Annotated in this window: 24 protein-coding genes and 1 pseudogene; 13 read left to right on the top strand and 12 right to left on the bottom strand. The window is 71.6% G+C overall.

Annotation, left to right across the window (positions count from 1 at the left end):
* The first annotated feature begins 28 nt into the window (after positions 1-28).
* The 7 genes from LWP59_RS09900 to LWP59_RS09870 all read left to right on the top strand — a co-directional run bounded on the left by LWP59_RS09900 (position 29) and on the right by LWP59_RS09870 (position 7,553).
* Positions 29-985 carry an amidohydrolase family protein gene (locus tag LWP59_RS09900; protein ID WP_144641945.1) on the top strand — a complete coding sequence of 319 codons (957 nt, stop codon included), beginning with the start codon at positions 29-31 and terminating at the stop codon, positions 983-985.
* Entirely contained in the window at positions 982-1,758 is a 777-nt protein-coding gene (locus LWP59_RS09895; RefSeq protein WP_144641946.1) for an alpha/beta fold hydrolase, read from the top strand. The genes LWP59_RS09900 and LWP59_RS09895 overlap by 4 nt, the downstream gene beginning before the upstream one ends.
* Complete coding sequence (locus tag LWP59_RS09890) at positions 1,755-2,630, top strand: FAD binding domain-containing protein (protein ID WP_144641947.1); 876 nt, start codon at positions 1,755-1,757, stop codon at positions 2,628-2,630. Before LWP59_RS09895 ends, LWP59_RS09890 begins: the two co-directional genes overlap by 4 nt.
* Positions 2,623-3,084: a (2Fe-2S)-binding protein gene (locus tag LWP59_RS09885; protein WP_144641948.1), complete on the top strand. Its 462-nt coding sequence runs from the start codon at positions 2,623-2,625 to the stop codon at positions 3,082-3,084. The genes LWP59_RS09890 and LWP59_RS09885 overlap by 8 nt, the downstream gene beginning before the upstream one ends.
* Entirely contained in the window at positions 3,081-5,402 is a 2,322-nt protein-coding gene (locus tag LWP59_RS09880; RefSeq protein WP_144641949.1) for a xanthine dehydrogenase family protein molybdopterin-binding subunit, read from the top strand. Before LWP59_RS09885 ends, LWP59_RS09880 begins: the two co-directional genes overlap by 4 nt.
* Positions 5,402-6,010, top strand: coding sequence for an SRPBCC family protein (locus LWP59_RS09875; RefSeq protein WP_144641950.1), 609 nt, complete (start codon positions 5,402-5,404; stop codon positions 6,008-6,010). The genes LWP59_RS09880 and LWP59_RS09875 overlap by 1 nt, the downstream gene beginning before the upstream one ends.
* 169 nt (positions 6,011-6,179) lie before the next feature.
* Entirely contained in the window at positions 6,180-7,553 is a 1,374-nt protein-coding gene (locus LWP59_RS09870; protein ID WP_144641951.1) for a uracil-xanthine permease family protein, read from the top strand.
* On the opposite strand, the gene LWP59_RS09865 is transcribed toward LWP59_RS09870, so the two are convergent.
* The 3 genes from LWP59_RS09865 to LWP59_RS09855 are packed head-to-tail and all read right to left on the bottom strand — an operon-like array spanning position 7,546 to position 9,836.
* Entirely contained in the window at positions 7,546-8,505 is a 960-nt protein-coding gene (locus tag LWP59_RS09865) for a sensor histidine kinase (RefSeq protein ID WP_144641952.1), read from the bottom strand. The two genes, LWP59_RS09870 and LWP59_RS09865, sit on opposite strands and share 8 nt — an antisense overlap.
* Entirely contained in the window at positions 8,502-9,305 is an 804-nt protein-coding gene (locus tag LWP59_RS09860; RefSeq protein ID WP_229857271.1) for an MEDS domain-containing protein, read from the bottom strand. The genes LWP59_RS09865 and LWP59_RS09860 overlap by 4 nt, the downstream gene beginning before the upstream one ends.
* A gap of 36 nt (positions 9,306-9,341) precedes the next feature.
* Positions 9,342-9,836: an EXPERA domain-containing protein gene (locus LWP59_RS09855; protein WP_144641953.1), complete on the bottom strand. Its 495-nt coding sequence runs from the start codon at positions 9,834-9,836 to the stop codon at positions 9,342-9,344.
* Between the two features lie 55 nt (positions 9,837-9,891).
* Here LWP59_RS09855 and LWP59_RS09850 point away from each other — a divergent pair, with 55 nt between their 5' ends.
* Positions 9,892-10,713 (top strand): DUF1295 domain-containing protein, encoded by an 822-nt coding sequence (locus tag LWP59_RS09850; RefSeq protein ID WP_144641954.1) that lies wholly within the window; start codon positions 9,892-9,894, stop codon positions 10,711-10,713.
* Here the strand turns inward: LWP59_RS09850 and LWP59_RS09845 are convergent.
* The 3 genes from LWP59_RS09845 to LWP59_RS09835 form a co-directional block, all read right to left on the bottom strand.
* Positions 10,681-12,261 (bottom strand): amidohydrolase, encoded by a 1,581-nt coding sequence (locus LWP59_RS09845; RefSeq protein ID WP_222425626.1) that lies wholly within the window; start codon positions 12,259-12,261, stop codon positions 10,681-10,683. The genes LWP59_RS09850 and LWP59_RS09845 overlap by 33 nt on opposite strands.
* Positions 12,258-13,601, bottom strand: a complete 1,344-nt coding sequence (locus tag LWP59_RS09840) for a M14 family zinc carboxypeptidase (RefSeq protein WP_144641955.1) — start codon at positions 13,599-13,601, stop codon at positions 12,258-12,260. Before LWP59_RS09840 ends, LWP59_RS09845 begins: the two co-directional genes overlap by 4 nt.
* Positions 13,602-13,888: 287 nt before the next feature.
* Positions 13,889-14,620 carry a TetR family transcriptional regulator gene (locus LWP59_RS09835; RefSeq protein ID WP_144641956.1) on the bottom strand — a complete coding sequence of 244 codons (732 nt, stop codon included), beginning with the start codon at positions 14,618-14,620 and terminating at the stop codon, positions 13,889-13,891.
* Between the two features lie 92 nt (positions 14,621-14,712).
* On the opposite strand from LWP59_RS09835, the gene LWP59_RS09830 reads away from it, so the two are divergent.
* Entirely contained in the window at positions 14,713-15,165 is a 453-nt protein-coding gene (locus LWP59_RS09830; RefSeq protein ID WP_144641957.1) for a hypothetical protein, read from the top strand.
* A 108-nt stretch (positions 15,166-15,273) separates the two neighbouring features.
* On the opposite strand, the gene LWP59_RS09825 is transcribed toward LWP59_RS09830, so the two are convergent.
* Positions 15,274-15,561, bottom strand: coding sequence for a winged helix-turn-helix transcriptional regulator (locus LWP59_RS09825; protein WP_229857274.1), 288 nt, complete (start codon positions 15,559-15,561; stop codon positions 15,274-15,276).
* A gap of 86 nt (positions 15,562-15,647) precedes the next feature.
* Between LWP59_RS09825 and LWP59_RS40920 the strand changes: the two are divergent.
* Both LWP59_RS40920 and LWP59_RS40915 read left to right on the top strand, forming a co-directional pair.
* A pseudogene (locus LWP59_RS40920) lies at positions 15,648-15,737 on the top strand (NAD-dependent epimerase/dehydratase family protein); the annotation flags it as partial.
* A 411-nt stretch (positions 15,738-16,148) separates the two neighbouring features.
* Entirely contained in the window at positions 16,149-16,301 is a 153-nt protein-coding gene (locus LWP59_RS40915) for a hypothetical protein (RefSeq protein ID WP_373299411.1), read from the top strand.
* 3 nt (positions 16,302-16,304) lie between these two features.
* On the opposite strand, the gene LWP59_RS09815 is transcribed toward LWP59_RS40915, so the two are convergent.
* Positions 16,305-17,474, bottom strand: a complete 1,170-nt coding sequence (locus LWP59_RS09815) for a cytochrome P450 family protein (RefSeq protein ID WP_144641997.1) — start codon at positions 17,472-17,474, stop codon at positions 16,305-16,307.
* 70 nt (positions 17,475-17,544) lie between these two features.
* Between LWP59_RS09815 and LWP59_RS09810 the strand changes: the two genes are divergently transcribed.
* Positions 17,545-17,865 (top strand): winged helix-turn-helix transcriptional regulator, encoded by a 321-nt coding sequence (locus tag LWP59_RS09810; RefSeq protein WP_229857276.1) that lies wholly within the window; start codon positions 17,545-17,547, stop codon positions 17,863-17,865.
* A 2-nt stretch (positions 17,866-17,867) separates the two neighbouring features.
* Here the strand turns inward: LWP59_RS09810 and LWP59_RS09805 are convergent, their stop codons facing one another.
* Complete coding sequence (locus LWP59_RS09805) at positions 17,868-18,014, bottom strand: hypothetical protein (protein ID WP_186383371.1); 147 nt, start codon at positions 18,012-18,014, stop codon at positions 17,868-17,870.
* 194 nt (positions 18,015-18,208) lie between these two features.
* Here LWP59_RS09805 and LWP59_RS09800 point away from each other — a divergent pair, with 194 nt between their 5' ends.
* The gene (locus LWP59_RS09800; RefSeq protein WP_144641958.1) at positions 18,209-19,096 is read left to right on the top strand and encodes an NAD-dependent protein deacetylase; all 888 of its coding nucleotides are present in this window, start codon (positions 18,209-18,211) and stop codon (positions 19,094-19,096) included.
* Here the strand turns inward: LWP59_RS09800 and LWP59_RS09795 are convergent.
* The 3 genes from LWP59_RS09795 to LWP59_RS09785 form a co-directional block, all read right to left on the bottom strand.
* Positions 19,093-20,094 carry a zinc-binding alcohol dehydrogenase family protein gene (locus tag LWP59_RS09795; RefSeq protein WP_144641959.1) on the bottom strand — a complete coding sequence of 334 codons (1,002 nt, stop codon included), beginning with the start codon at positions 20,092-20,094 and terminating at the stop codon, positions 19,093-19,095. The genes LWP59_RS09800 and LWP59_RS09795 overlap by 4 nt on opposite strands.
* A 151-nt stretch (positions 20,095-20,245) precedes the next feature.
* Entirely contained in the window at positions 20,246-20,872 is a 627-nt protein-coding gene (locus LWP59_RS09790; protein ID WP_144641960.1) for a TetR/AcrR family transcriptional regulator, read from the bottom strand.
* Positions 20,873-20,886: 14 nt separating this feature from the next.
* Positions 20,887-21,078: a DUF3253 domain-containing protein gene (locus LWP59_RS09785; RefSeq protein WP_144641961.1), complete on the bottom strand. Its 192-nt coding sequence runs from the start codon at positions 21,076-21,078 to the stop codon at positions 20,887-20,889.
* Positions 21,079-21,096: the final 18 nt, after the last annotated feature.

Raw genomic sequence — 21,096 nt, 5'->3', positions numbered from 1 at the left:
GGCCGGGGGCACTGCATAGCGTCGACACGTGAGCCACACCGAAGTGATCGACGCGCACGCCCATGTCGTGCCCCTGCCGCTGCTGCGGGAGCTGTCCGAGGCACGCCGGAGCGACCAGGGCTGGGTGGTGTCGATGCCCGGCACCGGCGACACCCGCCCGATCGGCGCCCGCATGATCGAGCCGGGTCTCCGGCGCGCGTGGCTGGCCGAGCACGGCATCGCGCGCCAGGTGCTCTCGCCGTGGATGGACATCCAGACCGACGGCACCCGTGACTGGGTGCTCAGGCTCAACGACGCCATGTGCGCGGCGGCCGCTGAACTGGACACGGTCGCCCTCGCGAGCGTCGACACCGCCGACGGCGACCAGGCGGCGAGCGACCTGGAGAAGGCGTGGGCGCAGCCGGAGCTGGCCGGGCTGGTGCTGAACACGAACCCGGCGGGCAAGCCGCTGCACGACCCGTCACTCGCTCCACTGTGGACGCTCGCGGAGGAGCAGCGGATCCCGGTCGTGCTGCACCCGCCGACATGCGGCCCCTCGGACGCACTGCCGACGCTCGGCTCGATGGGCAACGTGCACGGCCGCCTCGTCGACAACACCCTCGCGATCACCGAGCTGATCCTGCACGGCCTGCTCGACCGGCACCCGCGCCTGCAGCTGCTGCTGGTGCACGGCGGCGGGTTCCTGCCCTACCAGGCCGGCAGGCTCGACGGCGGGTACCGCACCAAGGAGGCCTTCGCGGTCGAACTGGAGCGCGGCAAGCCCTCGGCCTACCTGCCCGACCTCTACTACGACACAGTCGCCCTGTCCGCACCCGCGATCTCGTTCCTGGCCGGGATCGCCGGTCCCGGGCACGTCCTGCTCGGCAGCGACTACCCGTTCGCGCTCGGCGACCCGCAACCCGTGCGGACGATCGAGGAGACCGGGCTCGAGCCTGCCCCGATCCTGCACGACACCGCCGCCGCGATGTTCTGGAGGAACTCGTGATCCGCCACCTCGCCGGAAACCTGTCCCTGCTGCGCGGCGGCTCCGGGGCGCTGCTGGTGCTGCTGCACCCGCTCGCGCTCGCCGGGCAGCTGTGGCGGCCGCTGGCCGCGAAGCTCGACGGGTTCGACATTCTCGCCGTCGACCTGCGCGGGCACGGCGAAAGCCCGTGGGACGGCAAACCGTTCTCGATCGAGGACATGGCCGACGACCTCGGCGTCACGCTCGACGTGCTGGGTCTCGACGAGATCTCGCTGCTGGGCATGTCGATGGGCGGCAGCGTCGCGATGACCTTCGCCGGCAAGTACCCCGAGCGCGTCCGGTCGCTGGTGCTGGCCGACACCACCGCCTGGTACGGCGAGAACGCTCCCACCGCCTGGGCGCAACGCGCCGCGAAGGCCGCCGACACGGCCCGTGCAGACCAGCTGCCCTTCCAGCTCGACCGCTGGTTCTCTCCAGGCTTCCGCGAGTCGCATCCGGACGAGGTGGACCGGGTGTGCGAGATCTTCCTGCACACCGACTCCCACGCGCACGCCGCCGCCTCGGTCGCGATGGGCGAGCTGGACGCCCGGCCGCTGCTGTTCTCGGTCCGGGCGAAGACGCTCGTGCTCGCGGGCGAGCACGACTACGCCACTCCCCCGTCGATGGCCGGGGAGCTGGCCGGGGCGATCCCCGGCGCGACCCTGGAGATCCTGCCCGCCCTGCGGCACCTGTCGCTCGTCGAAAAGCCGGAACTGGCCGAGACGATCCACCGCCATCTCACGGAGACCGCATGAAACCCGGCCGCTTCACCTACCACGCCCCGCGCGGGCTCGACGAGGCGCTCGCGCTGCTCACCGAGTACGGCGACGAGTCGAAGATCCTCGCCGGCGGGCAGAGCCTGATGCCGCTGCTGAACTTCCGGCTCGCCCAGATCGAGCACGTCGTGGACATCAACCGCATCGGCGCCGAGTTCAGCGCGATCGACGCGGGCGAGACCATCCGGATCCCCGCGCTGGTACGGCAACGGCAGGCCGAGCGCTCGGCCGAACTGGCCGAGGCGGTGCCGCTGTTGCGCCAGGCGCTGCACCAGGTCGCGCATCCGCAGATCCGCAACCGCGGCACGCTGTGCGGCAGCCTCGCGCACGCGGACCCGGCGGCCGAGCTGCCGACCGTGATGTCGGTGCTGGACACGACGTTCACCCTCGCCTCGGCGCGCGGGCTGCGCACCGTCGAGGTCACCGACTTCTTCCAGTTCCACCTCACCACCGCGCTGGAGCCGGACGAGCTGCTGCTGGAGGTGAGCATCCGCCGCCCGCCGCCCGGCACCGTGACGGTGTTCCACGAGTTCGCCACCCGGCGCGGCGACTTCGCCCTCGCCGCGATCGCCGCCGCCGTGCGCTTCGACGGGAACCGGGTCACCGGCTGCCGGATCGCGGCCGCCGGGGTCGCGCCCACCCCGCACCGCCTCACCGCGGTCGAAGCACTGGTCACCGGGTCGAGCCTCGAACCCGCCGTCCTCGCCGACGCCGAGTCCGCCGCCCGCCAGTCCGTCGAGCCGACCGGGGACATCCACGCCGGCGCCGACTACCGCCGCCGCCTGACCGGAGTGCTGGTCAAGCGCGCCCTCGCCGACGCCCGAAGCAAGCAGGAGACCGCGAATGCCTGAGATTTCCGTGACCGTCAACGGCGAGCCGCACGAGGAGGCGGTCGACGACCGGCTCACGCTCGCCGACTTCCTGCGCGAGCGGCTGCGGCTGACCGGCACCCACCTGGGCTGCGAGCACGGCGTGTGCGGTGCCTGCACGGTGATCGTGGACGGCGCGGCCGTCCGCTCGTGCCTGATGCTGGCCGCGCAGGCCGACGGCGCCGAGGTCGAGACCGTGGAGAGCCTCGCCGACGACCACGGGCTCAACCCGCTGCAGGAGGCGTTCAAGAAGCACCACGCCCTCCAATGTGGATTCTGCACACCCGGTTTCCTGATGAGCGTCACGGCCGCGCTGCGCGAGGAGCCGATCGAGGACGCCGACCAGGCGCGCGACGTGCTGAGCGGCAACATCTGCCGCTGCACCGGTTACCGGGGCCTCGTGCAGGCCGTGCTCGATGCGGGGGCGGCGAAATGACGATGATCGGCAAGAGCGTCGACCGCCGCGAGGACGACCGGCTGCTCACCGGCAAGGGCCGCTACCTCGACGACCTGGAGCTGCCGGGCACCCTGCACGCGGCGTTCCTGCGCTCGCCGCACGCGCACGCCCGGATCCTCGCCGTGGACGCCGCCGCGGCGCGCCAAGCACCCGGCGTCGTCGCGGTGTTCAGCGGCGCGGACCTCCCGGAGATCCAGAAACCGCTGGCGCCCAAGGTGATGCACCCCAAGCTCAAGGACTTCCCGCGGCTGCCGATGCCACCCGAGGAGGTGCACTACGTCGGCGAGCCGGTGGCGATCGTGGTCGCCGAGTCGCGCTACCTCGCCGAGGACGCGCTGGAGCTGATCGAGGTCGACTACGAGACCCTGCCCGCGGTCGCCTCCACCGCCGCCGCCCTCGCGGAGAACGCCCCGCTCGCCCACTCCGGCGCCGACGACAACATCGCCGTCACGCTCGTGCAGCGCTCGGGCAACACCGACGAGGTGCTCAAGTCCGCGCCGCACACGCTTTCCGGCGAGTTCTTCGTGATGCGCGGCGGCGGCCACTCGATGGAGCCGCGTGCCGTCGCGGCCCGCTTCGAGCCCGCGACGGGGCAGGTGACCATCTGGGACACCACCCAGTCGCCGCACTACGCCCGTCAGCAGCTGTCGGTCATCTACGAGATGGCCGAGGACGACATCCGGGTGATCGCCCCGGCGGACGTCGGCGGCGGGTTCGGCCCCAAGGCGCAGTTCTACGGCGAAGAGGTCGTGGTGCCGTGGGTCGCGATCAAGCTCGGCCGCACGGTGAAATGGGTCGAGGACCGGCAGGAGAACTTCGTCAGCACGATGATGGAGCGCTCCCAGACCCACCGCATCGAGGTCGGGTTCGACGACGACGGACACCTGCTCGCCGTCCGCGACTACATCGAGCACGACCAGGGCGCGTACTGCGCCGGCCTGCAGGTGCCCTCGATCACGACCAGCACCGTGCCCGGCCCGTACCGGATCCCGAACATCCACACCGAGCTCTACGCCTGCTACACGAACATGGTGCCGACCTCCTCGGTGCGTGGCGCGGGACGGCCGCAGGCGGTGTTCGCGATGGAACGGATGATGGACCGCGTCGCCGAGTACCTCGAGCTCGACCCGGCCGAGGTGCGCCGGCGCAACCTCATCCAGGCCGACGAGTTCCCCTACCGGGTGGGCATCATGTTCCGCGACGGCAGCCCGCTCACCTACGACAGCGGCAACTTCCCGAAGCTGCTCGAGGGCACCCTCGAACGCCTCGGCTACGAGGAGGCCCGCGCGCGGCAGGAGCGGGCCCGCGCCGAAGGCCGGTACGTCGGCATCGGGATCGCGGTCTACGTCGAGGGCTGTGGACTCGGGCCGTACGAGGGCGCGAAGGTGCGGCTGACCAACCAGGGCAAGATCCTGGTGACGCTCGCCGCCGCCGGGCAGGGTCAGGGCTACGAGACGGTGTACGCCCAGATCGCCGCCGACGCGCTCGGCCTCGACATGGAGCACATCGAGGTCGCCACCGGGGACACCAGCCGGATCCCGTTCGGGCAGGGCACCTTCGCCTCCCGGATCACCGCGACCGCGGGCCCGGCGGTGTTCGACGCGGCCCTGCAGATGCGGGAGCGACTTGTCGACACCGCGGCCCAGCTGCTCGGCTGCGACCCGGCGGGCCTCTCGTTCTCCGGCGACCGGGCGACGCTGGACGGCGACCCGGAGAAGTCGATGTCCCTTTTGGACATCGCACGGGTGGCCAACATCGGCAAGCACGGCATCACGCTGCCGGTCGGGATCAAGCCGGGTATCGAGACGGTCAGCTACTTCGCGCCCGAGCGGGCGGCCTACGCCAGCGGCGCGCACGCGGCGATCGTCGAGGTGGACCCGGACACGGGCGCGATCGACGTGCAGAACTACGTGATCGGCCACGACTGCGGCAACGTGATCAACCCCCGGCTCGTCGACGGACAGGTGCTGGGCGGGTTCGCGCACGGCATCGGCAACGCCATGTACGAGGAGCCGTTCTACGACGCCGAAGGCCAGCCGCAGGCGGCGTCCTATCTGGATTACTCACTGGTGTCGGCGACCGAGGTGCCGCCGGTCGAGCTGTTCCACATGCACACCCCGAGCCCGCTGAACCCGTTGGGCGTCAAGGGAGCCGGTGAGGGCGGCACGATCCCCGCACCGGCCGCGATCGCGAACGCGGTCGAGGACGCCCTGCGGCCGCTGCGGGCGCGGATCGACCGCGCACCCGTGACCCCGGCGCGGATCTCCGATGCCGTGTACTCCGCCGTGAAGGGCTGATGATGCTGATCGAGAACGCGTTCGAGTTGGACGCCGGGCCGGACCGGGTGTTCGCCTTCCTGTCCGACGCCCACAACGTGGTCACCTGCTTTCCGGGCGCCGAGCTGGTCGAGGACCTCGGGGACGACTCGTACCGGGGCAAGGTGAAGATCAAGGTGGGCCCGGTGACCGCGGCCTTCACCGGCACCGCGACGATCGTGGAGCGCGACGAGGCCGGGCGAGTGGCTGTGCTGCGCGCGGAAGGCAAGGACACCAAGGGAACCGGCACCGCGAAGGCGACCGCGGAGATGCGCGTGACGCCGGTCGCCGGTGGCTCGGCGGTCAGCCTGGCCACGGAGCTGATCATCTCGGGGAAGCTCGCCCAGTTCGGCCGCGGGATCATGAGCGACGTGGCGACGCGGATGGTCGGTGAGCTGGCGAGCCGGGTGCGGGCACAGCTGTCGCAGCCGGCCGCCACAGGTGTGGCCACGGTGACCGCGCCGACGGCGGTCGCGGTGGACACCGCCCCGGCTGCGGTGGAGGCGGCCCCGATCAGCGCGGGCAGCATCCTGCGCACGGTGGTCGCCGGCTGGCTCCGCCGACTGGCGGCCCGCTTCCGCCGCCACTGACCCGCCGAGGGGCGGCTGCCGACCGGCCGCCGCCCCTCCTGGTCGCCACTCCACCTACCGAGCACTGTCCGCGCCGGTCACCGCCGCCGTCCCGAACCCAACCCCCAACCTCCCACCGACAGCGAGCCGCGACCCGGCGCCAGCCGAGCGCCCCACCCGGGAGTCACCGATGACCACCACCAAGCCCACCTCCTCCTCGGCCGCCACCGTCGCCGCCGGTGTCTTCGACATCGGCATCGACGACCGGGTGCCGATCGCCACCTCGATCGGCCTGGGGGTGCAGAACATCCTCGGCATGGCCGGCCTGCTCATCTTCCCCGCGCTGATCGGCTCCGCGTTCCACATGTCCACTTCGGACACCGCATACCTCTACGGCATCACGTTCATGACCTCAGGTCTGGTCGTGATCCTGCAGTCGGTGTTCCTGCTGCGCCTGCCGATCGTGCAGGGCCCCTACGCCGGCAGCCTCGCCGCGCTGCTCGCCGTCGGGCACGAGTCCGGGCTCGGCGCCGCGTTCGGGTCGATGGTCGTGGCCGGGGCGATCTGGTGCGTGCTCGCCTTGCCGATCAGGAAGCTCAGCCTCATCGGCCGCCTCGGCCGGTTCCTGCGCGACCCGATCATCCCCGGCATCATCGTGATGATCCTGGCCACCCAGCTGACCAGCACCGCACTGCCCAACTGGCTCGGCGCGCCCACCAGCCCCGGCTTCCCCGGCATGAACCTGATCTCCGGCGCGATCGCCGCCGCGCTGGTGGTGGCACTGACCGTGCTCCCGCGCCGCACCCGCTGGGGCACGATGCTGCGCCGCGGCGCCGTGCTCGTCGCGATCGTCGTCGGCACGATCGTCTACGCCGTGTTCGAACCCACGACCTTCGGCGAGATCGGCAAGCACGCGACGATCACCGTGCCGCGATTGTTCCCGTTCGGCTTCGGCGTGCACGCGGAGCTGGTGCTGATCTTCTTCATCACCCTGCTGCCCGCGGTCGCGGAGAGCATCGCCACCTACGACATCGTCGCGGGCTGGGGCGGGCACGAGCTCACCGCGTACCGGGTCTCCCAGGGCGTGTTCGGCGAGGTGCTGGGCAGCACCGTCGGCAGCGTCTTCGGCGGAATGTCCACTTTGGCCTATCCGGACAACATCGGGCTGCTGCGGGTGACCCGCGTCGGCTCGCGTTACGTCACGCTCACCACCGGCGTGATCCTGCTGGTGCTCGGCGGGGTCGGCCCGTTCGACGGGCTGTTGCAGGCGGTGCCGCTGCCGGTGCTGGCCGCGGCGGGCACCGTGCTGTTCGGCGTGCTGTTCGCCAGCTCCATCGAGGTGCTCTCGCACGCCGAATGGAACCAGGAGAACATGATGATCGCCGGCGTCCCGTTCATCACGGCGATCGGCGGCCTGTTCATCCCCGCCGTCACCCTCAAGGCGATGCCGATGACCGTGCAGCTGGTCCTCGGCCAGCCGCTGATCCTGGGCACCCTGCTGCTCATCCTGATGAAGGCCGCGTTCGCGCTGCGGCGCACCCACCGGGCGGGCGACGTCAGCTGAGCGGAGTCCCGGCGGTGAGCCGGACGACGAACTCCCCCTCGGGCGTGCGGCCGAACGTCACGTGGTCGCACAGCTGGTGCGCGAGCCACAGGCCCATCCCTCCGTCGGGCGCCTTCGCGGCGGGCATGAGCCCGGCGAACGGGTCACCGGGGCCGGGACCGGCGTCGGTCACTTTCACGACCAGCCGGCCCGGGGCGGCCCAGCACCGGAGCCGGACCGGTGGCGTGCCGTGTTCGATCGCGTTGGTGACGGTCTCGCTCACCGCCACCAGGAGGTCGTCGAACCCGTCCGCGTCCAGATGCGCGTGCAGTGCACCGGCCAGCGCGCGGCGCGCCTCGCCCGGCGCCGGCTCGAACAGGTCCACCAGCGGTGCCGTGCGCTCGATCGGGTCCGGCGTCACGACGTGTTCCTGGCTCAGGAACGCCACCGCGCCCGCGTATCCCGGGCTCGGCCGGTGGCTGCCGTCGGGCTCCGCGTTGCGTGGATGCGTCCGCGCGACGTCTTCGAGAACGTGGCCCGGCGTGGTGCGCGTGTCGTAGGCGCACATGCTCCACAACGGGTACGCCCCGTAGGCCCGGCTGATCACCGCCTCGTACCGGGCCCACCAGTCCCAGGTCGTGCCCAGGCCGAAGGCCGGAATCTCGCCGATGACGCGGATCTGCCCCGCGCCGCGCGCCGCGTACCCGGCCAGGAGGTGTTGGTAGGACCGGATCGCGACCGCCGGCCGGGCGTACACCGCTCCTCCGGCCTGGAACACGATGCCCTCGACGTCGCCCAGCTCGTCGCGCAGGAGCCCGGCGGTGCGCTCGCCGAGCGAGACCACCGTCGGCTCCCCCGCTTGCACACCGCCGAGGAGGAACGGCACCGCGACGCCCAGCAGCTCCTCGTCGGAGGCGTAGCACACGGCCTCATGGAAGTAGCCCTGATGGCCTGCCGCCGCGCCCGGTCTCATTCGGCCGGCTCGATCCGCACGCCGTCGATGCCGAGCAGCTCGACCAGGCGCGCCGGGTAGCGTAGCGACGTGTGCAGCACGAGGTCGCGGAAGCCACGCGTCCGCGCGTGCTCGGCCAGCGTGATCAGGGCGCGATGATCGATGAACTCGACGGCGGACGCGTCGACGCACAGCGAGCTGCGCGCGGGGCGCGGGTCCGCGCAGTCGAGCGCGCGTGCCAGCAGGTCACGCCCGGTCAGGTCCAGGTCGCCGGCCAGCGCGAACCCGTCGCAGCCGCGGGCGTAGAGCCGGAACGGGGGCGCCACGTTGCCCGCCGGGTGCAGCGACGCCAGGTGGTCCACCGCCGCGCCGTCGAGGGTCCGCCGGTCGTAGCCGCACATGGCGGTGAACGGCCGGCTCGCCAGGAAGCGGTCGAACACGTGCTCGTAGCGCCCGAACACGGCCAGCCGTGCCGGGGTGCGCACCAGGTCCGTCACGTCCGCCGCCACGCGGAGCCCGGTGAACCCGTCCCGCAGCGCCTCGTCCGTGGCCGCCGCGAACCGCCGCACCTGCTCGGTCACGTCGACGTCGCCGCCCACCGGGTAGACGTCCCGCAGCAGCGAAACCTCGACGCGATCCATGCCCCCGGCCGCTTCGTCCTGGTCAGCCGTCACGTAGCGGACCCGCTGCCCGGCGGCCCGCCCTTCGGCCAGGAACTCGCGGGCTCGCGCGCGGAACTCGTCCCGGTCGCCGTAGAACCAGCAGACGTGGTCCTGCGCGGCCAGCCCCCGCGCATCCGCCATCGCGCCTACTCGTCTCACCCCGACAGGGTAACCGGACGGCTGTCGCGAACGCGGTCAGAACCGGCGGGTGAAGGGCGCGGGTCTGCGCATCCGGATCAGCAGCACGAGCGGCACCAGCACGTAGGGCAGGTTGAACAGCAGGAACTTCACCGGGCTCGGGGTGCGCCACTCGGGCTCGCCGAAGAACTCGACGCCGAACACGACGATCCCGGTGAGCGTCACGATCATCGTCGCGTAGACGACCGCGGGCAGCTGGATCCAGTTGCGACCGGTGACCAGCGCGAAGACGAGCACGACGTAGAACGGCATGTACCCGAACGCCGAGAGCCCGGTGATGATCCGCATCCAGGTCGGCGGGTGCATGAACAGCGGGTCGGTGTCGTGGGCGTACCAGTAGTTGGAGTTGACGAAGAAGTTCGAGGACGGGTGCGAGAAGTCCACCCCGACGCTGGGCAGCAGGTCGCTGATGAGCGAGGTGACGGTGAACGCCGCGAACACGATCGCGAAGAAGATGTCGATACCGCGCCGGCGCAGCGGCAGGTTGGCCATGGACACGGATCCTAGATAGGCGAATGTCCAGGTCAGCGGGCAGTAGAGTGGGCGCGTGCTGCTGGTCTGCCTGTACGTCTTCGCCGGTGTCGTCCTCGGCACCTGGCTGCTGTCGCTCGTGACCAGGGAATACTCGTGGGTCGACCGGATCTGGTCGCTCGTGCCGATCGCCTACGTCGCGGTGTTCGCCGCGGGCGCGGGGTTCGCCGACGCCCGCCTCGACGTCATGCTGGCGCTGATCGCCCTGTGGGGCATCCGGCTGACCTTCAACTACGGGCGCAAGGGCGGCTACGCGCCCGGCGGCGAGGACTACCGGTGGGGCGTCCTGCGCGCCCGGCTGAAGCCGTGGCAGTTCCAGCTGTTCAACTTCTTCTTCATCTCCCTGTACCAGAACGTGATCCTGCTGCTGATCACGCTGCCCGCGTACACCGCACTGCAGCACCGTTCGCCGTTCGGCGCCTGGGACGCCGTGCTGGCCGTCGTGTTCCTGGCGTTCCTCGCCGGGGAGACCGTCGCCGACCAGCAGCAGTGGACCTTCCAGCAGCACAAGCGGGCCGAGCTGGACGCGGGGCGCGAACCTGCCGCCCGCTTCGTGCGGACGGGGCTCTTCCGCTACTCGCGGCATCCCAACTTCTTCTTCGAGCAGGCCCAGTGGTGGGTGGTGTTCGTGTTCGGCGCGCTCGCCGCGGACTCGCCGTGGCAGTGGACCGTCGCCGGCGCGGTCCTGCTCACGCTGCTGTTCATCGGCTCGACGCGGTTCACCGAGAGCATCACGCTGGGCCGGTACCCGGAGTACGCGGACTACCAGCGCCGCACCTGCATGCTCGTGCCGTGGCGGCCCGGGTCAGAGCGCGCCGTGGACGACCTCTCCGCCTAGCAGCGTCGCCGTCACGCCGACGTCCGCCAGCTCCGGCGCGGGCACCTCCAGCGGGTTCCGCGCCAGCACAACGAGATCCGCGAGCTTCCCGCGTTCGACGCTGCCGCACAGCCGCTCGCGACGGCAGGCGCGGGCGGCGCCGATCGTCGCCGCGGACAACGCTTCCGCGACCGTCAGCTCTTCGCCGGGACCGACCACCCGCCCGCTGTCGGACCGCCGTTCGACCATGAACCGGACGGCACGCAGCGGCGCACCGCTGACCACCGGACGGTCCGAACTGGACGCGATCGCGACCCCGGCGTCGAGCAGGGCGCGCCCGCGGTAGAGCCAGCCCGCCCTGTCCGGCCCGAGCACGTCGGAGTAGTCGTCGCCGTTGTCCCACAGGAACTCCGGCTGCAGGACGGCGGTGAGCCCGAGCTCGGCCAGCGGCGCGAGCTGGTCGGGGCGCACGAGTCCACAGTGCTCGATCCGGTGCCGCGCGTCCGGGCGCGGCTTGCGTGCCTGCGCCTCGGCGATGGCGTCGAGCGCGACGTCGAGCGCCCGGTCGCCGATCGCGTGCACGGCCAGCTGCCAGCCCGCGGTGTGCCCGTCGATGATGATCTGCCGCAGCACCGCCGGATCCTCCTGCAGCCGACCTGCGGCGGTGCTGCCCGCGTAGGGCGCGCTGAGCGCCGCCGTACGCGCCATGATCCCGCCGTCGAGCCACAGCTTGAGCGCGCCGATGCTCAGCGTCTCGTCGCCGAAGCCCGTTCGCAGCCCGAGGTCGATCCCGCGGGTGATGCCGTCGTCCGGGTGCCCGGCCAGGTCGCGCAGCGCGTCGGACGCGATCATCAGCTGCATCCGGACCGGCAGCCGCCCCGCCTCGCGCGCCGCCTGGTACGCCGCGACCTCCACGGGCGGCGTGGCGATCAGCCCACCGCCGATCCCCGCCTCGGCGCAGGTGGTGATGCCCTGGGACAGGCAGGTGCGCCCGGCCCGCTCGATCGCGTCGACCAGCTCGCTGTTCCGGTACGGCAGCCGCGCCCGGCGCACGTCGATCTGCGCGCGTTCCAGTACCAGTCCGTCTTCGTGGTCGACCGGGGCGGTCGCGAGCACGGCGCTGTTCACCACGCCCGCGTGCCCCGAAGTGTGCTGCAGCCACAGCAGCCGGCCGTCCGAGAGCGCGTCCAGCTCCGCGAGCGTGAGGTGCCCGCCGATCGGGCGCTGGTCGTAGCCGGTCACCTCGACCCATTCGCCCGGCTGTGCCCGCGCGCACGCCCGGCGCAGCACGTCGAGCACCTGGGAGCGCTCCCGCACGCCGGTCAGGTCGGCACCGCCCTGGCTCATCCCGGCCCACACCAGGTGCGTGTGCGCGTCGACGAACCCGGGCAGCACCGTCGCCCCGCCGAGCCGCAGCGTGCGCCGCGCCGCCACGCCGTCCAGCTCCTCGTCGACGCCCACGATCCGGCCCTGCCAGACGCCGATCCTGCCGGCGCGCGGCCGCGCCGGGTTCATCGTGAGCACCGTCGCGTCCTCGATGAGCAGGTCGAGCACTGCGGCCCCCTTCATTCGCCGATCGCGGTCGCCGTGGCCAGGATGGCACCGAGCTGGACGCCCACCAACTTGGCAAGCGGGATCGGCTGCGGCATCTCGGCTTCGGCGAGCCAGCGGGCGTAGACCCCGGCGAGCCGGTCGTGCCCGCCGCGGATGGCCGGGGTGCCGTTGCCGATCGCGATCTCCGCGGCCAGCGCCCGTAGCAGCATCCCGCCGAACCGGATCCGGGCGGACTGGATCCCGGACGTGGAGTGGAACCGCTCCGCGACGACCGCGGGCCGCTCGCTCTCCGGCCGGGCCGCGCGGGCGAGGTCGGACTCCGCGGCGTCCGCCAGGTAGGGCAGGAACGCCTCGGTCGCGCGCAGGAACGGCGAGCGGACCGTGAGGTCGGCCCGCGTGGCGGCGAGCACGCCCTCGAGCACCCTGGTCGTCTCCGCCGTGTGCCTTCCCCGCTCGACGAGCAGGGCCGCGTACGAGATGTCGAGCGGCGTGTGGTCGTCGGCCCTGGCGTCGGCCCAGTACGGCACTTCCGTTGCCAGGTAGGCGGTTCCGTACCGCGCCGCATACGCCCCGCTGGAAGCGCCACCCGTGCGCCGCGCGGGGTCGATGCCCAGCTCCAGCATGAAGTCGCACTCCTCCTCCGCGGTGAAACTGCGGAAGACCGCGGGCGCGATCTGCTCGATGAACGCGGCCTCGCCCTCACCGGTGTGCAGGGGCAGGCCGAGGTTCAGCGGAAGGGCCGCGAGCTGTTCGTTGAGCGCGTCGGTGGCGCGGCTGAGGTAGTAGAACACCCCACCGAACTCTCCATTGTGGAGCGAGCACAGCAGCATCGGCTTGGTCTCGTCGATCAGCCGCATCAGCGCCACCGTCTCGGGCAGCACCCGGTCGAAGAAATGCCCCTTGTAGGAGAAGGGAAAGCTCCACTCCACCTGTTCGTCGGGAGCGGGCCGGTAGAACGAGCGGCCGTAGCTCTCCAGGGTCATCGGCGGGGTGAACCACGGTTCGTTGAGCCGGGTCCCGTCGGGGTCGACGCACGGCACGATGTGCCAGGTGCAGCCGAGCTCTTCGCGCAGCTCGTCGTCCTCGGCGAGAAGGCCGGCCAGCTGCACCGAGGTCAGGCCGCCCACGGGTTCGTTGGGGTGTACGGCCGCGACGACGACCACGTGTCGCGGTCCACCGTGGACGGTCAGCGACCACAGCGGCTCGCCGAGCCGCGAACTGCCGATGCGGCTGAGCTCGGTCCGGTCGGGGTGGTCGCGTGCGATCTCGCCGATCCGCGTGTTGAGCTCGTCCACCCCGGCGAAGGCCTCGATCGCGGGTACCGCGGCCGCGAGCTGGGAAATGCGTGCGAACAAGGATGTTCCTCCTCGGGAGCGGGGGACGCCGTCGAGCGCATCGACACCCGCGTCCCGTAGCCGCCCTCGCGTGAAGGGCGGCCGGGTGCGCGTCACGACCTCGATCCCCAGATACTTACTGCAAATCGGCCTGAACGGCCTCGAAAGTCTGTTCGCAGCCTACGCCGGGGGCGCTCGGGGGTCCAGCACGTCCACGCCTCAACCACCGTCCACAGTAGACAAACAGGTCGCCGATGATGGCGGCGCCGGACCGTTCGGACGGTAAGGGCACTCAGTGCCATTCGGGCTCAATTCGTGCGGAGGGCGGCCGAGATCTGCCGCATGACCTCCGACATCGAGGCCGAGGCCTCCATCACGGCGACCACCGTCCGCCCCTCGCCACCCGGCTCGACCGGTCCGGAGAAGGCGTCGACGACGAGCTGGAAGGCCTCCTCGGCGTTGGCGTGGACGTCCTCCTCGCCGCCGCTGCGCAGCCAGCGGCGCAGCACGTGGTTGTGCGCAGCCGCGACGGCCGCCGCGGCGACGGAGGCACGCAGGTCGGCCGCCGGATCGTCCGCCGCCTCGAACCGTTCCCGCAGGTAGCGGGCGAACACGCGCTGGTACCGGTCGACGGTCGCCACCTCGCGGTCACGCAGCGAGGGCACGGTCCTGGTGAGGGCGAAGCGCTTCACGGACACGTCGGGATCGGCGAGGTAGTAGTCGAGCACGAGGCGGACCGCGGTGCAGGCGACCGCGACCGGGTCCTGCGCGGGCGCGGCCGTGGCCAGCGAGCGCTCGATGTCGCCGAGGACGTCCTCGTGGTCGGGGAAGATGGCGTCCTCCTTCGAGCGGAAGTACCGGAAGAAGGTGCGCCGCCCGACGCCCGCCGCGGCGGCGATCTCGTCGACCGTCGTGGCGTCGTAGCCCTGGGCCAGGAACAAGTCGATCGCCGCGACGGTCAGCGCGTGGCGGAGCCGGCGGCGCCCGGCCGTGGTGCGGCCGGCGCGCGGGCGCGGCGACTGCCGGGACTCGACGGACATACCTCGAAGCTAGCAGGCGCTGTTGCTAAGGGCACTCAGTGCCGTTACAGTGTGAGGCGGTCGAACCAGCGTCGCGGGCCGGAGGGAACAGGATGACCGTTCAGGAGAATGTCGAATCCGGCACCACGCTCGACTACCGGCGCGTCTTCGGCTGGCCCGTGCAGTGGCACAACAACGCACTCACCCTGGTGACCGGATCGGGTATCGGCGCTGTCGCGGTGCCGCGGTCGCTGGCGGACCGGGTGCTGGCCGGCGTCGCGCGGCAGGGCTGCGAGGGCCCGGCCGTGTGCGTGCTGACCAAGCACGGCTCGATCGCGGTGCTCCTGGTGGAGGCGGATGTCCTCGCCCCGGCGGACAGCTCCCTGCCCGAGGGCGTCCGCGTCCTGACGGCGGGCACGGGGATCCCGCTGCCCGACGAGCGGAGCCCGCACAACCTGACGCACTGGCTCGTCCCGCCGGACACGCACCACCGCTGGCTGCCGAGCCTGACGGCCGTACTGGCGAGCATCCGCTCGGTCGTGCCCCCGCGGCTGCCGTCGAACTGACGCACTCGCCGCCGGTTTCACCTGCCCTGCAAGGCTTCCGTGGCGCACGCGGACACCGAGGCCGCTCCCCGCTGCGCAGGGCGAGCCATCGCCCACCCGCGCCGCGTGTCACGAAGCGTCGAAAGCCGCCTGGGTCGCCTGGATGTCGTAAGCGTGGCCCCGGATGACCTCGAACAGCTCAGCCAGCGGACCGCTCGTTCCCTGGCCCAGCGGCGTCAGCCCGTAGCTCACCCGCGGCGGCGTCGAGTGCTCGACCCGCCGCCACACGAGGCCGTCGCGCACCAGGGTCCGCAGCGTCTGCGACAGCATCTTCTCGCTGATCCCTTCGATGCTTCCGCGCAGCTCGAAGAACCGCAGCTCCCTGCCCCGCACCGCCATCAGCACCCAACGCCCCACCGGCTCGTCACGTGGTCGAGCACGGTCCGCGCGGGGCAGCTCGCTCCTAGCGTTCCCGGCACCGACCAGAACGCAAGGAGCCCCTCATGATCACCGTCACCGGAGCGACCGGGAACGTCGGCAGCGCCCTCGTCCGAGCACTTCCCGAAGCCGGTGAGGAGGTCGCCACCACCACCCGCCGCACGGGCCACGACCTCACGAACCCCGAAACCCCTTCGGCCCGCCCTCGAAGGCAGCGAAGCACTGTTCCTCCTCGCTGTGCCCGGAGAGCCGGACGAACTCCTCGACGTCGCCAAGACGAGCGGCGTTCGAACACACCGTCCGCCAGCCCGGTCTCGTGTGGACAGTGCTATGCCCGGGAGGCTTTCACAGCAACGCCTTCCAGTGGGCCGAACAGGTCCGCACCCGGCGGGCACTGCGCGCACCGTTCGGTGCCGTGGCGATCCCGATCGTCGACCCGGCCGACATCGCCGCGGTGGCGGCCGTCGTCCTGCGCTCTGCCGACCACGGCGGCCGGACCTACGAGCTCACCGGTCGGGTTCACCGAGCTGACCCGCGAGGAAGCCCGTACCCGCATGCTGGAGTTCATGCCGGCGCCCATCGCCGACGGCACGCTCGACATCCTCGGCGACCCCACCCCGGACGAACAGCGTGTGAGTCCCGACGTCGAACGGATCCTCCAGCGGGCGCCGAACACTTTCGCGCGCTGGGCGGCCCGCAACGCCGACGCGTTCCGCTGACCGTCAGGACATCCGCACCGGCAGCCGGTGCAGCCCGTGCACGAGCACGCTTCCCCGCCAGCGCAGGTCCGCGGGCTCGGCCGCGAGCTCGATCTCGCCGAACCGGTCGAGCAGGCGGCCGAGCGCGATCGCGCCCTCCAGCCGGGCCAGCGGGGCGCCGAGGCAGTAGTGGATGCCGTGCCCGAACGCGACGTGCCCGGCCGCGGGGCGGGTGACGTCCAGCCGGTCGGGGTCGGGGAACTTCTCCGGGTCGCGGTTGGCGGCCAGCAGCGAGATCAGCACGAACTCGCCCGCCGGGATCTCGACGCCGCCGGCCTCGACCGGTTCGGCGGTGTAGCGCATCGTCGCGAAGTGCACCGGTCCCTCGTACCGCAGGAACTCCTCGACCGCGCCGGGAACCAGCGACGGGTCGGCCCGCAGCGCCTTGAGCTGACCGGGATTGCGCAGCAGCGCGAGCACGCTGTTGCCGATCAGGTTGACCGTGGTCTCGAACCCGGCCACCAGCAACAGCACCGCCATGTTGAGCAGCTCGTCCGGCGAGAGCCGGTCGCCGTCGTCGGACACGTGCACCAGGTCCGACAGCACGTCCTGCGTCGGCGCGGCCCGCTTCTCGGCGATCAGCTTCCGCAGGTACGCGCTCAGTCCGCCGGTCGACTCGGCCAGTTCCGCGAGCGAGGCCGCGGCGACCAGCGGCCGCGACCACTGGCGGAACTGGTCGCGGTCGGCCGCGGGCACGCCGAGCAGCTCGCAGATGACGATGATCGGCAACGGGAACGCGAACCCGTCCAGCAGATCGACCGTCTCGCCCGCCGGGACGACGTCGAGGAGCGCGTCGGCGATCTCCTCGATCCGCGGCCGCAGCCGCGCCACCGCCCGTGCGGTGAACGCCTTGGTCACCAGCTTGCGCAGCCGGGTGTGGTCGGGCGGGTCGGAGTTGAGCATGTGGTCGAACAGCGGCGAGGCGTACGCCCCGGCCGCGTGCGGCGGCATCAGGTCGGCCACCCCGGCCCGGTTCTTCAGCAGCCGCCGGTCGTCCAGCAGGCGCCGCGCGTCGGCGTGCCGGGTGACCAGCCACCCGTCGACCCAGTTCACGAAGGAGACGCGCCGGACCGGACCGGCCGTGCGGAGCAGGTCGTAGGTCTCGTACGGGTTCTGGAAGAACCCCTTGGGCATACGCACGGTGTCCGTCGGATCCGCCACGCCTTCCGAAGATAGCGGTGAACGAGCGGTACCGGGCACAACAGTGTCCGAAAGGGCACTTACGTGCCGCGAGATCCTCGACCTGCTGGCGAACAAGTGGTCGGCGCTCGTGATCGGCGCACTGGAGGACGGCCCGCACCGCTTCGGCGAGTTGCAGCGCAGGCTGCAGGGCGTGAGCCCCAAGGTGTTCACCCAGACGCTGCGCCGGCTGGAGGACCACGGTTTCGTGGACCGCACGGTCTACCCCGAGGTGCCCCTGCACGTCGAGTACGCGTTGACCGAGCCCGGGTGCGGCGTCAGCGAGCCACTGGGCGCGCTGCGGTCCTGGGTCGAGTCGAACCTGGACAGGCTCCGCCTCGTCTGAGCTCAGACGACGGCCGGAACCTCGGCCTGGCTCGTGTTCTGCCCCTCGGTCTCGGGCTGTGCCTGACCCTGCACAGCCGCCTGCACGCTCGCCAGCACCGCGTCGAAGACGGGCGTCGGCTCCTGCGCTGACCTCTCCCCAACTGCCATGCCGGAATTGTCACCCCAAACTCCGCGGCGCGCACGGTGAACAAGATCCACAGTGCGGCTCTCGTGAGAGGTCTCACCTGCGGGTTTCACGGACCAGGCAAGGGGTGGCGCGCCCAGGCTGCCGGCCAGCCTGATCGCGGGTACGGCGTCTTCTCCAAGAATGTTCTGCCCGGCTGAGCCCGTAAGCTGGTCCGGTGCGGACGAAACCGACCCTGACCTGGACACCTACCGGCGAGCCCGCGCCACGGACGACCGATCTGAGCGAGGTCGTGCACGCCGTCGGGCAGGGCGGCGTCGTGGTCCTGAGCGGGGCGGGCCTGTCCACCGAATCCGGCATCCCGGACTACCGCGGCGCCGAAGGCAGCCTGCGGCGGCACACGCCGATGACGTACCAGGAGTTCGTCGGCAGCGAGGAGGGCCGGCGCCGGTACTGGGCCCGCAGCCACCTCGGGTGGCGGAACATCGCGCGCGCCCGGCCGAACGCCGGGCACCGGGCGGTCGCCGCGTTGCAGGCGGCGGGCCACCTGTCCGGCGTGATCACGCAGAACGTCGACGGGCTGCACCAGTCGGCGGGTGCGCGCGAGGTGGTCGAGCTGCACGGCAGCCTGGACAGGGTGGTGTGCCTGGACTGCCGCCGGATGAGCGCCCGCGAGTTCCTCGACCGCCGGCTGCGCGCCGCGAACCCGGCGTTCGCCGCCTCGTCCACGCAGATCAACCCGGACGGCGACGTCGATCTGGCCGACGACGTCGTGCGCGAGTTCCGGCTGGTGTCCTGTGTCGCGTGCGGGTCCGGCGTGCTGAAGCCGGACGTGGTCTTCTTCGGCGAGAACGTGCCGGCGGCGCGGGTCGAGCAGTGCTACCACGCGGTCGACGAGGCGAGCGCACTGCTGGTCCTGGGCTCGTCGTTGACAGTCATGTCGGGCCTGCGCTTCGTCCGCCATGCGGCGAAGTCGGGAAAGCCGGTGCTGATCGTCAACAAGGGCCGGACCCGCGGCGACACGCATGCGTCCGTGCGGGTGGACCTGCCGCTCGGTCAGGCGCTGACCGAGCTGACCGTGCGGCTGGGCTGTCCGGTCGCCTAGCGCTCCACGACGACCTTCCCGATCATGTCGCCCTGTTCCACCATCCGGTGCGCCGTGCGGAGGGTGTCGGCGTTGAGGCCGCGCAGGCGCGTGGTGAGAGTGGTGCGCAACACGCCGCGGTCGACCAGGCCGCTCACCTCGTTCAGCAGATCCCGCTGGGCGGTGCTCTCCGGCTCGTACAGCGGCCTGGTGAACATCAGCTCCCAGTGCCACGTCAGGCTTTTCGGCTTGAGCGGCAACAGGTCCATACCTTCCGGCTCGTCGATCGCGACGATCTCGCCCCGCGGCGTCAGCAGCTCCGCGTAGGCCTCGACGTTCTTGCCCGACACCGGCGAAAAGACGTACTGCACCCCGTCCGGCGCCACCTTGCGCACCTCCGTCACGAGGTCGTGGTGGTCGGCGATGTGCGCGGCGCCCATCGCCTTCGCCCACGCGGCGGACTCCGGGCGCGACGCCGTCCCGACGATCTCCAGGTTCGTCAGCCGGGACGCCAGCTGGGACACCATCGAACCGACACCACCGGCCGCCGAGACCACCAGCAGCGTGCCGGTGGCGTCGCGGCCGAGGCGGAAGTGGTCGAACAACGTCTCCCAGGCGGTGATCGTGGTCAGCGGAAGCGCCGCCGCCTCGGCGAAGTCCAGGCCGGCCGGTTTGCGGCCGACGATCCGCGAGTCGACCAGCTGCAGCCCGGCGTTGCTGCCGGTGCGGTCGACGGAGCCGGCGTAGTAGACCTCGTCGCCGGGCGAGAACTCGCGCACCTCGGCACCGACCGCACGCACCACACCGGCCGCGTCGAAACCGAGGACCTTCGGCTCGCTCGACTCGCCGAACCCCGCGCGCACCTTGACGTCCACGGGGTTGACCGAGACCGCGTGGACCTCGACCAGCAGGTCGTGCGGGCCGGGGTCGCCGATCTCGATCTCCACGTCGACGAGCGCGTCCGGCTCGTCGATCGGCAGGCTCCGGAACGCTCCCACAGCAGAAGTACGTGTGCTCATGGCGACGACGCTACGTCCGGGGGCCTGGTTACCCGCAAGGCCGCCTGGTTACCGCCGGGAAAGCATGCAGGTCGCGAGCACGACCTCGGTCCCTGTTCGACCACTGTGGACGATGCCATCCACGGTCCGCTCGAAGGTCGCCCACCTCCGGTCACCGTCGGGCAGTGGCGCGCTCGAAGGTCTCCACCAGCTCGCTCGCGTACGCGTCCAGGTCCAGCGACGGATCCGCCGCGAACGCCTCGGCCGCGCCGTCGATCGCGTGCGCGATCGTGCGGGCCATGACCGCCGGGGAGAACGTGCCGAACACGCCCTCCTGCTGCCCCTGCCGCAGCAACCGCTCGAACTGCCCCGCCTGGAAGTCCTTGAGCATCGGCCCTGCCACCGGCCAGCCGTCGGGGTCGTCGGCGTTCGCGGCGACCTCGCGCAGCACCCGGACGCACTCCGGGCAGTCCCGCAGGAACGCGACCTCGGTCTCGATGTGCGCCCGCAGCATCTCGGCCCGGTCCGCGGTGCCGGCGGCCCGCTCCACGAGGAACTTCTCCTTGATCCCCAGCACCGAGGTCACCACCGCCTGCATCAGCCCCGCCTTCGTGCCGAAGTGGTAACCGATGATCCGCGTGCTGCTCAGCCCCGCCCGCTCCCTGATCCGGGCGAACGTCGCCTTGCGGTAGCCCAGTTCGGCGATCGTGGCGATGGTCGCGGAGACGATCTGCGCCCGGCGCGCCGCCTCGGTGACACTCAGTCCCAGCTCCGGCTGGAGATCCACCTGTACTTGCATGAGTTGAAATTAACTCAGTCGAGTAACCCGCGCAACCGCATTCGGATCGGACCCCGCCATGGGGCGTCCGGGTCGAGGACCTGACCGCGCTGGGTGATCTCGACTTCGCCGGCCCGCGCCAGCTCGCGCGCGACCTCGCGGGCGGGCTCCATGAGGTCGCGCGATGTCTCGCCGCCGACGGCACGGGCCGCGTCCGACGGACAGATCGAAGGGCGGCGGCAGGC

This window comes from Amycolatopsis acidiphila (assembly GCF_021391495.1).
Classification (GTDB): domain Bacteria; phylum Actinomycetota; class Actinomycetes; order Mycobacteriales; family Pseudonocardiaceae; genus Amycolatopsis_E; species Amycolatopsis_E acidiphila.
The sequence above is the reverse complement of the archived record's forward strand: the minus strand, read 5'-3'. Positions and strand labels throughout refer to the sequence as shown.

Bases quoted from the DNA above. Each gene is read 5' to 3' on its own strand.
- LWP59_RS09890 (WP_144641947.1), top strand. From the start codon at position 1,755: ATGAAACCCGGCCGCTTCACCTACCACGCCCCGCGCGGGCTCGACGAG.
- LWP59_RS09885 (WP_144641948.1), top strand. From the start codon at position 2,623: ATGCCTGAGATTTCCGTGACCGTCAACGGCGAGCCGCACGAGGAGGCG.
- LWP59_RS09880 (WP_144641949.1), top strand. From the start codon at position 3,081: ATGACGATGATCGGCAAGAGCGTCGACCGCCGCGAGGACGACCGGCTG.
- LWP59_RS09875 (WP_144641950.1), top strand. From the start codon at position 5,402: ATGATGCTGATCGAGAACGCGTTCGAGTTGGACGCCGGGCCGGACCGG.
- LWP59_RS09870 (WP_144641951.1), top strand. From the start codon at position 6,180: ATGACCACCACCAAGCCCACCTCCTCCTCGGCCGCCACCGTCGCCGCC.
- LWP59_RS09865 (WP_144641952.1), bottom strand. From the start codon at position 8,505: ATGAGACCGGGCGCGGCGGCAGGCCATCAGGGCTACTTCCATGAGGCC.
- LWP59_RS09855 (WP_144641953.1), bottom strand. From the start codon at position 9,836: ATGGCCAACCTGCCGCTGCGCCGGCGCGGTATCGACATCTTCTTCGCG.
- LWP59_RS09845 (WP_222425626.1), bottom strand. From the start codon at position 12,261: ATGAAGGGGGCCGCAGTGCTCGACCTGCTCATCGAGGACGCGACGGTG.
- LWP59_RS09835 (WP_144641956.1), bottom strand. From the start codon at position 14,620: ATGTCCGTCGAGTCCCGGCAGTCGCCGCGCCCGCGCGCCGGCCGCACC.
- LWP59_RS09830 (WP_144641957.1), top strand. From the start codon at position 14,713: ATGACCGTTCAGGAGAATGTCGAATCCGGCACCACGCTCGACTACCGG.
- LWP59_RS40915 (WP_373299411.1), top strand. From the start codon at position 16,149: ATGCCGGCGCCCATCGCCGACGGCACGCTCGACATCCTCGGCGACCCC.
- LWP59_RS09815 (WP_144641997.1), bottom strand. From the start codon at position 17,474: ATGCCCAAGGGGTTCTTCCAGAACCCGTACGAGACCTACGACCTGCTC.
- LWP59_RS09805 (WP_186383371.1), bottom strand. From the start codon at position 18,014: ATGGCAGTTGGGGAGAGGTCAGCGCAGGAGCCGACGCCCGTCTTCGAC.
- LWP59_RS09795 (WP_144641959.1), bottom strand. From the start codon at position 20,094: ATGAGCACACGTACTTCTGCTGTGGGAGCGTTCCGGAGCCTGCCGATC.
- LWP59_RS09790 (WP_144641960.1), bottom strand. From the start codon at position 20,872: ATGCAAGTACAGGTGGATCTCCAGCCGGAGCTGGGACTGAGTGTCACC.